Origin of the sequence: Simiduia litorea, from assembly GCF_042853465.1 — a bacterium.
Taxonomy (GTDB): Bacteria; Pseudomonadota; Gammaproteobacteria; order Pseudomonadales; family Cellvibrionaceae; genus Simiduia; species Simiduia litorea.
The window spans coordinates 2,608,392-2,621,290 of the sequence record NZ_AP031497.1; the positions used below are offsets into that span (position 1 = coordinate 2,608,392).

Consider the following 12,899-nt stretch of genomic DNA (forward strand, 5'->3'; position numbering starts at 1 on the left):
CCGGCGACTGTTTACAAGGAGATGTGCAGTGATAATGAATAAAATGTATCTGCCAACATTAACGCAGATAACGACCCTCAGCCTAGCCATCTTGTTGTGCGCCTGTGCTGGCAAAGTAGAGGTAGAGGGCGATATACCGAAACCCCTTGTCGATCAAAAAAATATGATCGTGGCGGTGGTCAATAACCCGCGTTTTCAAACCTTTCAATATGAAGAAAAAAGTAAAGACCGGCTAAAGTGGACCATTGGCACAGGCGGCGCTCAACAAAAACTGCTCGCCACCCTGCTCGACGCCATGTTTAGGCAAACCACCTACATTGAAAACTTGCCAGAAGCCGGCGAGAAAATTAATGCCGACCTTATCTTGTTGCCGAAGGTTATCGATTTCCAATACGCCATGCCGAAAGAAACCAAGGTGAATATTTTCGAGGTGTGGATAAAGTACAGCATTCAAGTCTACAACAACCAAGGTGCATTAATTGCCGACTGGGTAATGCCCGCTTACGGTAAAACCCCCACCGCCTTTTTAAAGTCGGAAGACGATGCGCTCAACCAAGCCGTCATGATGGCATTACGCGATGCCGGCGCTAGCTTCATCACCGGTTTTGACCGCGTGCCCGAAATTAAGGCTTGGATGGAACAGCGACCGGTGCCCGCACAAGCCGCGCCCAGCGTCAGCCCAAAGCCCTTAGATTTCGATGAGGAGGCCCAGCCATGAAACCTCTCTATGTTATCGCTCTTTGCTTAGTAATTGGCAGCGGCTGCACCTCGGTCACTGTGGACGAGTTCAAACGCGGCAATGCCAATCTCGAAGCCACTGATAGCGTCGTGGTACTGGGCCGACGTCACTCCAGCGATTATGAAACCGAACCCGATTTAGTCGAATGCATTGGCGAGGAGATCGCTTCCGGTAGTGGCATAAAGGTTATCGGCGAACGCGAATTTGTCGATAGGCTCTACCCTTGGTTTGAACCACGCTTGGCGCCCATGTCTATTCGAAGTCTGCACCGAACGGCGCAACGAGATGATGTGGCACACATACTGCGCAACTACGATATTCACTATATTATTTGGATTGATGGTCACACAGAAACCACCAACAGCGCCGGCTCCATCGGCTGCTCTGTGGGCCCAGGCGGCGCCGGTTGTTTTGGCTTCGGCACTTGGGATAAGGAGTCCGATTACGAGGCTACGATATGGGACTTCGACAAGGGCCAAGTGGTCGGCAAGATCAGCGCTGATGCCTCTGGCACGTCATACATGCCCGCGATCATTGTGCCCATCCCGCTCATTGCACGCGTACAAAATGGTGCCTGCGAAGGGCTCGGCACCCAATTGCGCAAATTTTTAAAACCCGATAGTTAAGTTGAGGAACCCATCATGAAACTTCAACGAACCCTGCTCACCGCACTCGGTGTTGTAAGTTTACTCGGCTCCACCAGCTGCGCCATTAACCCGGCTACTGGCACGCCAGATTTTGTCTTTATGAGCGAAGACAGTGAAATCAGTAAAGGCAAGGAAATACATCAACAAATTATTGCGTCCACACCTGTTTACCAAGACCCGGCGTTAAACGCTTATGTCAACGACGTGGGCCAGCGCTTGGCCAAAATCGGCGACCGACCTGAGCTCACTTACACCTTCACGATTATCGATAGCCCCGACATCAATGCCTTCGCCCTGCCCGGGGGTTATATTTATATTAACCGAGGACTCATTGGCTACCTTGCAAATGAAGCACAACTGGCTGCCGTGTTAGCGCACGAAATAGCTCACGTGACCGCGCGTCATACCGTGCGCCAAGATGCCGCGCGCAAAGGTGCCGGCGCTGTTTCCGTTGCCACGGTCATTACAACCGGGAGCATGGTGGTGGCCGATGCCGCAGATTTATGGACAGGTGCAGCGGTATCTGGCTACGGACGCGATATGGAACTAGAAGCCGACAGTTTTGGCGCCCAATATTTATACCGCGCCCACTACGACCCAAAGGCCATGATCGATGTTATCAGTATTTTAAAAGACCAAGAGCGCTACGCTCGCTATCGGGCCAAAGAGGCGGGTAAAAAACAGCAGAGCTATCACGGCGTCTTTTCCACTCACCCTCGCAACGATCAACGTCTACAAGAAGTAATTGCAACGGCCGGCACATTGCCAGAGGATGCCGACAAACAACTCAACACAGACATATTTCGCCAGAAAACTAACGGTTTAGTGATCGGCATTAACTATGACATGGCCATACCCGGCCAAGAAAATCGCTATATTCACAGTAAGCTTGGCTTTACCTTTATTCATCCAGCCGGTTGGAGCGTCGAAAATCAGCGCAGTGCTTTAGCCGTTAAGCCTAGCGATGCACACACCCAGCTCACCTTAGGCATCGCTATGCTTAAAGTGCCCATGGAGCCCAGCGCCTATTTACGCGATGAACTAAACATAGGCCTGTTAACGCAATCTGAACCCTTAAACCAATTCGGCCTAGTGGGCCATATGGGCGTTGTTAGCGCCAAGGAATCACAACCAACCACGCGCGTCGCGGTACTGTTTCAAGGAAATCGCGCCTATAACTTTACCGGCGTAATCACGCAGGAAGAGGACGATGATCATTTCAAAAAAATCATTAGCACTTTCCAGCCGGCCAAGGCGCCACCTAAAGGCGCGTCAAAACATTTACGCTACGTTAAAGCGAATGCCAACACCACCTATCAAGCGCTATCCGATCACGGCCGATTAGGCCAACACGGCGTAGATCAGTTACGCCTGCTCAATGGCGACTACCCTCGCGGCGAACCGACACCGGGCGAATGGATAAAAATTATCGAATAATCCAACCACGTTATTGACCTTTAACGCCAAGAGACCAAGCCAAGCTTGCCAGCTTGCAACTAAGGCATTAGGTTTAAGATTAACAACGACACGCAAGGCATTAATGCGTAGCTAGTCATAGCTACAAACCCCGAACACCAGAAAATATAAGACAACACCAACGAGAGGATTGCGCATGCTAGGGCAAATGATGAACACCCCTTTAACCACCACCAGCATCATGAATTTTGCTGAAAAGGTCTACGCTAATAGCGAGATTGTGAGTGTCACAGCGGACAATCCAAATCATCGCTACACCTATGCCGATGCGTTTAAACGCGTGCGCAAGCTCGCCAATGTGCTATCGACATTGGGTGCAAAAAAAGGCGACTGCATTGCCACCTTAGCCTGGAATGACTATCGGCATTTTGAACTCTACTACGGCATTTCCTGTTCAGCTATGGTCTGCCACACCATTAATCCACGCTTATTTCCCGAGCAATTGCAGTACATCATTGACCACGCCGAGGATCAGTTTCTATTCATCGACGTGATGTTTGTGCCATTGCTAGAAAAACTGGCACCTAGCCTACCAAAGGTAAAAGGGTACATTGTTTTAACCGCACCAGAAATGATGCCTAAACAGACATCCTTAAAAAACTTACACTGCTACGAAACATTGTTAGCCAATGAAACTGACACCTTCGACTGGCCGGCCATCGACGAAAACGATGCCAGCGCACTGTGTTATACCTCTGGTACCACGGGCCACCCAAAGGGCGTTTTGTATTCGCATCGGTCGACCATACTGCACACTTACGCCACCGCGATGCCCGACGTGTTTGGCATTTCCGTGCGCGACGTTGTGCTGCCCATTGTGCCGATGTTTCACGTCAATGGCTGGGGTTTGGTGTACACCTGCCCAATGATTGGTGCCAAGCTCGTAATGCCGGGGCCAAAGATGGGTGACGGTGAAACCCTGTGTAAACTGATAAATCAAGAAGCCGTGACCGTATCTGCCGGCGTACCCACTGTGTGGCTAGCGCTATTAAATTATCTAGAGCAAAGCCAACAGCAAATCCCGACGCTGACACGCGTTGTTACGGGTGGCGCCGCTTGCCCCCAGCCCATCTTCGACAACTTCCGCGAGCGACATGGTGTTGAAGTCCATCACGCTTGGGGCATGACAGAAATGAGCCCACTCGGCACCTACAACACACTAAAGCCACACATGCTGGATTGGTCCGAGCCAGAAAAAACCAAAGTACGCCTAAAACAGGGGCGACCCGCTTACGGTGTCGAACTAAAAATTACCGACGACAAGAACAACGAACTGCCTTGGGATGGCAAATCTTCCGGTGCCGTTAAAGTGCGCGGCCCCTGGATAATTCAACGCTATTTTAAAGCTGAAAAAGACGCCTGCGATACCGATGGCTGGTTTGAAACGGGCGACGTGGCCGCCATGGATAACGAAGGTTACATGAACATTACGGATCGCACCAAAGATGTGATTAAATCTGGCGGCGAATGGATTTCTTCGATTGAATTAGAAAACTGCGCCATGACCCACCCACAAGTGTTAGAAGCCGCAGTCATCGGGGTTAACCACCCGAAGTGGACAGAGCGACCTCTACTCATTGTCGTTGCCAAACCCAACCAGACGATCGACAAAGCTGAACTGTTAGCATGGTTCGACGGCAAGGTTGCCAGTTGGTGGATACCGGAAGCCTGTGAGTTGGTGGAAACCCTGCCCCATACCGCCACCGGAAAAGTCAGCAAAAAAGATTTACGCGTGACCTTTGAAGGCTATGTCTGGCCACAATAACAAGCACCCCAAGGTGACAAAAACACCAAATATGTTTGATCGTTTTGTCACCTCTTTTCATCAACCACACACAATAACGATAAACCACTTCACAATGAAATTTCTCACCTTGGTCATTCTCGCTTTGCTATCCACGCTTTCCCACGCTGCCTGCGTGATTCTACTGCACGGCCTTGCGCGCTCGCCAAGCTCCATGGAAACGCTGCAACAGGCACTTATCACCGAAGGTTTTAACACCGTAAATCTGGGCTATCCTTCGCGTCAGCATGGCATCGATGAACTTTCTGAGCGTGCCATTACACCTGCACTTGAGCAGTGCGTGGCAGATGACGAGGTTCATTTTGTAACCCACTCCCTTGGTGGCATTTTGGTGCGGCAATACTTAGCCAAGCACAAAATAAGCAAATTAAAGTATGTGGTAATGCTGGGGCCACCCAACCAGGGCAGCGAAGTGGTTGACAAGCTTGAAGCTGTGCCTGGCTTTCATTTCATCAATGGCGACGCGGGGCTGCAACTTGGCACTGGGGCACTAAGCGTTCCTAATAGTTTGGGCCCAGCCAATTTTAATGTGGGTATTATTGCCGGCAGCGCCAGTATTAATTGGATACTTTCAGCGTTAATTCCCGGCACTGATGATGGCAAGGTAGCTATCGAGCGAACCAAACTCGAGGGCATGAACGACCACATCGAAATGCCGGTCACACACCCATTCATGATGAAAAACGATCGGGTTATTGCTGAGGTGGTTTACTACCTTAAACAGGGGCGGTTTAAAGCCCGGAGTGAAGAGTGAGCCCCTAGCGACAAGGCAAGGGCCGCCGGCATCTACAAGCCAATAGACAGACCGAACCAAGCCTCCTCAATCAAGTTGCGCCCGAGCGCATTAATTTGGCGCATCAAAAAGCTGACGCGCACCAAAAAAATGCACCTGTATTAATAGAATCAATGGTTTATTTAGCTTGTGCGAAGAGCATTTGGTATTCGCGCATCGAGTTTTGCACGAGGCGCGAGAAGCTAGCGGCGTCTAACTGAGCCATTTTATCGTGGGTTCGCTCGCAGATAAGCGCCACATGGTCGGCTTTTTCAACATCAGGCTTTGGCAAACCTGCAAGCCCTAAGCGGTAACTAGACTTAGCCCTTTCGATAAAGCGCGTCGATTTAACTGGTACGCTCTCTTGCCGCAATTGCCCCAGCTGACGCAAGGCCGCGTACAGCTGCTCCATATTTTTCGCTCCCATGTGCTCGCAGTTATCAATACTGTTTTCATAGCGCAACAAAACCAAATCTGCCGTGAGCGAGAGCGCCTCTTCATCACTCAGCCCCTGCCCAACGCTGAGTGAAGAGAAACTGATTAACAAGCCAAAGGCCATTAGATATTTGGAGAAAAATCGACACATATTTTTATATCCCACATCAGCATGTCGCCCTTCGTGAACGACTCAACCGAGTTCAATACAAATAACGCGCCAAGATCCAATAGTGTCATCAAAATAGGAATAATGATTAATAGTGACAGAATAGATTTTCATATAAGAACCTCATAGAAGCACCTGCCATACGGGTCGATATAACCACCGATTCGATTGCGCAAGGCGCCACCAAACAGCAACTAACCAGATCCACCATGATGCCCAAACCCTAGGCATTGATACAAGATCTACTTAGAGGCTCCAGGCTAATAGCAAAATGAAATAAACAAATCAGAAAACTATCGTGAAATTCACATTTTTGCCATATTAATAGCAAATCCAACCAAGAGACTATTGTATACAATATATTCATAATCTACAGTAGTCATCGGTCGCTCAATGGGAGTGGCCGCAATCGGTCGACACCTAGATAGCAATTGATGAACGGCTAGCAAATCAGAAAGATCCATTGATAACTGCTCATCAATAACCAGGCTAACAAACAGGTGTCGATAACAATTAATGAGAGGACCCCATGAATATTAATAACAACCGTGGTCTGCTAACCCTGTCTCTTTCACTGTCGCTATTAGCATCCAGCTTCAGTATGAGTAGCAGTGCACAGCAAGCCCCTCTGTCCCAATCTGTACCTAACAACCCCCACTCGCAAACACACATCGCGCCAGTCGAGCCTCTACCCGACCGAAACACCGTGCAAACACCGGTATTAAAAACCCAAAAGCTAGCCACCACTATGGCCGCCGTAGCCGCTTGCGACACCAATGGCTATGCAACGAAAACAGGGCAAAGCTTGGTGGATCATATTCTGAGCCAAGATATTAGCTGTATTAATGATTTGTATACCGCTAATGCCACCAGCTTTGCCGCCTTTCAATCGCCGAAAATGGTGACAGTGGCGAATGCAACGGCAAGTATGGCGGCCAGCTACCGAGCCAGTGGCGGCAGCACTAGCATCAATAATCTGTACTACTTTTTACGAACTGGTTACTACCACGAATACTACAGTCCGAACGATGTCGGCCCTTACGCGAGCGATGTCAAGAACGCCGTGCGCAGCGCACTGGATAATTTAGTCAACAACGTGGATTTCTATGCAAATTCAGATCAGCATGGGAAAAATATTAAAGATGCCATTATTTTAATAGACAGTGCCGGCGAAAACGCGCGCTACTTACCCATGGTCAAACAGTGGTTGAGCCGTTGGAATGCCAGCTACGCAACGTCGCCAAATATGAGAGCCTCCGTCAATGGTATTTTTACCGTTCTATACCGGGGTCACTATCAAGCTGATTTTCAAGCCCTAGTAAAAACTGATACACAGTTAGCGCAACAACTCGGCAACTTTGCGCGCCAAGATTGGATGCTGGCAACCGATGCGATTTTTTTACAGGAAAATGCTGCCGGCGAATTAGCCCGTTTCCTACAATACAAAACGGCTGCCGCTTACCCTACGATCAAATCAGAAGTTCAGGCCATTCTTAATCGCTATAGTCTAAACGGTACAGGTAGATCTGTTTGGCTGCGCACGGCGACGGTGATTGATTACCAAGGTCAGTGTGCGGATTTTAATATCTGTGGCTTCAAAGCAGAGTTAGAAGCTCAAGTGCTGCCACTGACTCACACGTGCAGTAGCTCGCTAGTCATGCGCGCGGAAGCAATTACCAATGCACAGTTCGCGGATTCCTGTAATCAACTCTCTGTACAGGAAAGCTATTTCCACGAAAAATTAGCGACAAGCTATAACCCAGTAGCCGGCGACTTAAATACCAAATTAGAAATGGTGGTCTTTAATAACAGCACTAGCTACCAAGAAAACGCTGGCGTTCTATTTGGTATAGATACCAACAACGGTGGCATGTATCTCGAGGGCAATCCAGCAGATGCCAACAATCAGGCGCGTTTTATCGCCTATGAAGCCGAGTGGCTATTGCCTGAATTCCATATTTGGAACCTAACCCACGAGTATGTACATTACCTAGATGGCCGTTTTAATCTAAAAGGCGATTTTGCCGCGGCAAAAACCGGCACACACAAAACCGTTTGGTGGATCGAGGGTTTAGCGGAATATATTTCCAAGAAAGATTTTAACGATACAGCTATCAACCTTGCTCGTACCAAAGCTTTCACCTTAGGCACCATTTTTTCAAATGACTACAACAGCGGGCAAGATCGTGTTTACCGTTGGGGTTACTTGGCCGTGCGCTTCATGTTCGAGCGCCATCCAAGCGAAGTCAACCAAATGCTGCAGTACTTCCGCGCTGGCAATTACGATGCCTATTTAAGTTACATCAACAGTATTTCTAACCTTTATGAAAATGAATGGAATACATGGCTAGGAACGGTACAAAGCACCAACACTCCTACGCCACCGGTAGATGATAAGCTGTTAACGAATGGTCAGGCACGTACCATCGCCTCACCCAGTAACAATAGCCCGCTAGAGTTTTATATCGATGTACCCACCAATGCCACCAATCTATCCTTTGCGATTTCCGGTGGCACAGGCGATGCCGACATTTACGTAAAACGCGCCGTTGCGCCCACGAGCAGCAGCTACGATTGCAGGCCTTACCGCACCGGCAACGCGGAAACCTGTAGCTTCGCCGCCCCGGGCTCAGGCCGCTGGTATGTGCATGTGTATAGCTATGCAACCTTCGCCAATGTGAGCCTCGTTGCCAGTTATAGCGCAGGCGGTAACAGCAACACGCCGCCAACTGCCGTGGTTAATGGCCCGTACACGGGAACGGCTCAGCAAAGCGTAAACTTCAGCAGTAATGGCTCAACTGACAGTGACGGCAGCATCGCGAGTTATGCTTGGAACTTTGGCGATGGCAACACCAGTGCCTTGGCCAACCCATCGCACACCTACGCGAGTGCGGGTAATTTTACCGTGCAGCTAACCGTCACGGACAACCAAGGTGCGAGCCATTCAGCCAGCACCACGGCCACCATTAACCAAGGTGGCGGCAATGGCTTAAGTAACAGTTGCTTGACGCAATCTGCAACCGATTATGTATCACTAAGTTCGCAGCAACCTGTTTGTGTTACCGCGAAAACGAACGGTACCCTGTACTTCTATTTTTACGTTAACAACGCCACCCAACTGACCTTACGCACCGGATTTGGTTCGGGCAACGCTAATCTGTACTACAGCAATAGCGGCTGGCCTTCGACGACACAGTTCAGTAAATCCTCCACAGGTGCGGGTAACAGCGAAACCATTACCGTGAACAACCCGAGCACCGGTTGGCATTATGTGATGATTAGCGGTACCCACGCAGGCTTAACGTTGCAGATGGATCAACAGTAGCCAGTTTAACCAATAAGACTTAATAACAAGGGCGCCTAGGCGCCCTTGTTATTGTTAGTTAGCATGTTATAAAAAAGAACGGCTTAAATTAAATGGGCGCTAAGCCATCTAGGCCGATAACACCCAAAGGCGTCGTCAATCCAACACCATCGCGTGCAATGGCCGTATAAATACCACCGTTTAGTAAATTCACGGAAACGCGTATTGCTTCTGTGGTAGTACCTTGTGGCGTAATAACAACATCGTATTCACCTGCGGCTAAGCTCACATAACCCGTGTCGGCTTTAAACGGAATGTCACTGAACGCCGGCGAGGCCATACTGATATCTGCCATTTGCTCAACCACATAAATGTCCACATTACCGGCAAGGCTTGAGCCGTGAATCAATCGCACACGCGCTTCGGTGGCCACACTGCGCTCATTATCGGCCAACAACAAAGGCTCAATATCAGCCAATTGATTAAGCGCAATCACCGTATAAGACGCGCCATTTTCCAGAGCTACAGCATCGGCATTAATAACAGCTGACGTGGTATTGGCCGCCGTTACCTCGATATCGTAATCACCAGCGGCGAGATTGACGTAGCCAACAACATTGGGAAACTCTAAATCCTCGATGGCAGGCGTTGCTGAATCATTCAGATATACGTCGACGGCTGGCGCATCCGCTGAATCATGCACAACACGCAGATTGGCGCCGTCATTTTGATCGTGAATGATAGCTACGGCATCGGCGTCTAGCACGGCTAATTTAATCGGTGCATCGTTAGCTCTAAACGTAGGAATAGCACCGACAAGAAGATCTTTACCGGCCGCTAAACTAACAGTTCCCGAATCGTACACGAGCGTATCATCCTCAAGGGTTACCCGAATACGATAATCGCCTGCAGCAACTTCTACAGGCCCCAACAGCTCACCGAATGAAAAGGTGCCGAGCGGATCTAACCCGGTAATATCATCACTCGGTGCGGTGACGAATACATTAACGCTGGGCGCTGCGGCCGCTAGATGTGCGACTCGCACGCGAACTAAACTGGCATCGCTCAAGCTACCGGTATCAGAAATCACAATCGGCTCGATATCCGCTACGCCATTTGCGGCAATGACATCGTAATGGGTATCACCCACCAAGTCCAAATCTACTGGGCCAATAACAGTCACGTTGCCACTAGGTACGATACCTTCAACAGCAACAGTGTAGGTACCCTCATCTAAGGTCAGAACACCAGTCGATTGTGCGTAATCTAAACCAGCGGCCGCGGCCGAACCATTCACCAGCACATTCACAGCGGGGGCATCGGGCGATGCATGAAATACTCTAACACTGGTGGTTAAAACTTCAGGTTCAACAATTGGATCATCATCGTCATCATCGAACGGGCAGCCAGCTAATACCAACGGCAACAAGCCTACTGCAGCAAGGGTTCTAATATTCATCTCAATTATCCTTTTTGTGCGAAGCGTTGAATTGAATTGCGAGCGTGTTACGTCGCCAATTAGACAAAGGACTATAAAAATTGATTAATTCTGCCAATGAATCCAATAGCAGCGATTACTGCGTATAAAATGGCTTGGCTTTAATTTAAGTCACCAGTGGATAATCAATGAACTTCTCACGCTAAAGAATATTCGATGATAATCAACGAGATAGAATTAACTTGGGGATAGTAATTTAGAAGAAAATAACACTGGCAAGCGTATGAAGATTGCTATTGGGTAAAAAATTCCTTATTACACGTTAAAATAAAACGCGCCAGCGCAATAGTTGCTCTGGCGTTTAGTTTATGGATCAATGATTAGTCGCGACTAACCGCATATTAACAACCTAAATAGCGTTTGCGCTTAGCGGCTTTTAAGGCGTGCAAATCGGCGATAAATAGGCCGTCAACGCAGTGGCCAAACTCGGCATCAACGCCAAAATCCATAAGTGTAAAACCACCCTCTTCGAACAACGCTGCATACTGCTTAAACAACACGGGTAATTTACAATCCTCCGCTGCGAAGGCCGCCTGTAATCGCTTAAAGCTGAGCTCTCTATCGCACTCACCTAGCTCTACATCCAGCGCCTCTTGAATGTGTGGCTCTAAAACAAAAGGTTGGTGACTCAGCGCCAATAGCTGCTCACTGGCATGAAAGTTTTGATAATGGTGCACCAACCTATTGCGCAGAGGTTTCGGAATATCCGCACTCATTGACACAGGGCCAATCAAATAGCGAATATCAGGCCGATGCTTCAAAAAAACACCCAACCCCTGCCACAAGTAATCTAAACTGTTTTTTCCCCAATAAGACGGTGAGACAAAGCTACGCCCCAACTCCACCGCTTGCGCCAACAAGGGCATAGCGGCCGTTTGATAAGTAAACAATTCCGCCGTGTATAAACCCGCTACGCCCTGCCGCTCTAAAATTTGACGGCAGTCTCCCAAGCGATAGCCGCCAGCGATCGCCAAACGCTGGTTATCCCATAGGATCAAGTGTTGATAGGTGCGATCATAATTGTCCAGGTCCCGACGGGAGCCCGTACCTTCGCCGACCTTGCGAAAGGTTGCTTCGCGCAAGCGCCCCAGTTCGCGCATGAGCGGTGAATCTTCCAAATATTGGGCCAGATAAATTTGATTACTATCGCGCGTTTCACCCAACAAACGTTGAGCGCTAAGCTGTTGCTTTAAAGCATTAGCATTTTCTGGATGGGCTAAGGTTTTTTCGGTGACGAAACCCTTAGCTTTGCCCTTGCCCATTTTGTAAATATATTTTTTTAAACGCGCAGCCACAGATCGGTCGGCAACTTGCAGCGCCTCAAAACCCTTAGCTGGCAGTGGGTCGCCGACGCGAAATTTAATGTCGGAGTGATTTTTATTGAACATTTCGCGGGCTAACCACAAAGTACTTAACGGCTTATAAATCATCGACAAACTATAAAACAACGCCGAATTACGGGCTTCAATATGAACCGGTAAAATACTGGCACCGGTTTTTCGCGCAAAATGGAGAAAGCCCGTCTGCCAACGCCCATCGCGCACGCCCATTGGGCTGACTCGAGAGACCTCACCCGCGGGAAACACGATGATCGCACAATCCGCTTCTAGCGCTTCAATCACCGCACGATAACTCTTGCGATAAGAAGATTGCCCCATATTATCGATGGAAATCAGTAGCTCAGACAATTGCGTAAACGCGGCCAATAGATCGTTGGCGACGATTTTAACATCGGCCCGAATCTCGCCCACAGCGCGCAGCAACGCTAGCCCATCCAGAGAGCCAATAGGGTGATTTGCCACAATCACGACGCGCCCCTCGGATGGAATATTGGCCCGGCTCTTTGATGACAAACTGTAGCTAAAATTGAAATATTTAAACACCTTATCAATGAAGCTAAAATTTTTAAGCGCTTTATGCTCGATCAAGAATTCATTGATTTCGTCTTGATGCACGAGTTTGCGAAATACACCCAATGCCGACTGCCGCACTATCGGAGAGCGCGCGCCCAGCCAAGGTAATTTAGTTACGACAGATTGTTCGACATTGATCATA

The 12,899-nt window shown here is 49.0% G+C and carries 9 protein-coding genes; 6 read left to right on the forward strand and 3 right to left on the reverse strand.

Going from position 1 to position 12,899, the window contains the following annotated elements; translation table 11 throughout:
• Positions 1-34 precede the first annotated feature (34 nt).
• From ACGHTT_RS11600 to ACGHTT_RS11620, 5 genes are all read left to right on the forward strand, one after another.
• Positions 35-718 carry a hypothetical protein gene (locus ACGHTT_RS11600; protein ID WP_390590705.1) on the forward strand — a complete coding sequence of 228 codons (684 nt, stop codon included), beginning with the start codon at positions 35-37 and terminating at the stop codon, positions 716-718.
• Positions 715-1,365 carry a hypothetical protein gene (locus tag ACGHTT_RS11605; RefSeq protein ID WP_390590706.1) on the forward strand — a complete coding sequence of 217 codons (651 nt, stop codon included), beginning with the start codon at positions 715-717 and terminating at the stop codon, positions 1,363-1,365. The genes ACGHTT_RS11600 and ACGHTT_RS11605 overlap by 4 nt, the downstream gene beginning before the upstream one ends.
• A gap of 15 nt (positions 1,366-1,380) precedes the next feature.
• Entirely contained in the window at positions 1,381-2,823 is a 1,443-nt protein-coding gene (locus ACGHTT_RS11610) for a M48 family metalloprotease (protein ID WP_390590707.1), read from the forward strand.
• A gap of 175 nt (positions 2,824-2,998) precedes the next feature.
• Positions 2,999-4,627 carry a long-chain-fatty-acid--CoA ligase gene (locus ACGHTT_RS11615; RefSeq protein ID WP_390590708.1) on the forward strand — a complete coding sequence of 543 codons (1,629 nt, stop codon included), beginning with the start codon at positions 2,999-3,001 and terminating at the stop codon, positions 4,625-4,627.
• Between the two features lie 94 nt (positions 4,628-4,721).
• Positions 4,722-5,420: an esterase/lipase family protein gene (locus ACGHTT_RS11620; protein WP_390590710.1), complete on the forward strand. Its 699-nt coding sequence runs from the start codon at positions 4,722-4,724 to the stop codon at positions 5,418-5,420.
• Positions 5,421-5,577: 157 nt separating this feature from the next.
• Here the strand turns inward: ACGHTT_RS11620 and ACGHTT_RS11625 are convergent, their stop codons facing one another.
• Positions 5,578-6,024 (reverse strand): hypothetical protein, encoded by a 447-nt coding sequence (locus ACGHTT_RS11625; protein WP_390590711.1) that lies wholly within the window; start codon positions 6,022-6,024, stop codon positions 5,578-5,580.
• 547 nt (positions 6,025-6,571) lie between these two features.
• Here ACGHTT_RS11625 and ACGHTT_RS11630 point away from each other — a divergent pair.
• Positions 6,572-9,367, forward strand: coding sequence for a collagenase (locus ACGHTT_RS11630; RefSeq protein WP_390590712.1), 2,796 nt, complete (start codon positions 6,572-6,574; stop codon positions 9,365-9,367).
• 88 nt (positions 9,368-9,455) lie between these two features.
• Here ACGHTT_RS11630 and ACGHTT_RS11635 read toward each other — a convergent pair whose 3' ends face one another.
• Positions 9,456-10,805 carry a DUF4397 domain-containing protein gene (locus tag ACGHTT_RS11635; protein ID WP_390590713.1) on the reverse strand — a complete coding sequence of 450 codons (1,350 nt, stop codon included), beginning with the start codon at positions 10,803-10,805 and terminating at the stop codon, positions 9,456-9,458.
• 380 nt (positions 10,806-11,185) lie between these two features.
• Positions 11,186-12,898 (reverse strand): lysophospholipid acyltransferase family protein, encoded by a 1,713-nt coding sequence (locus ACGHTT_RS11640; RefSeq protein WP_390590714.1) that lies wholly within the window; start codon positions 12,896-12,898, stop codon positions 11,186-11,188.
• Between the last annotated feature and the right edge of the window lies 1 nt (position 12,899).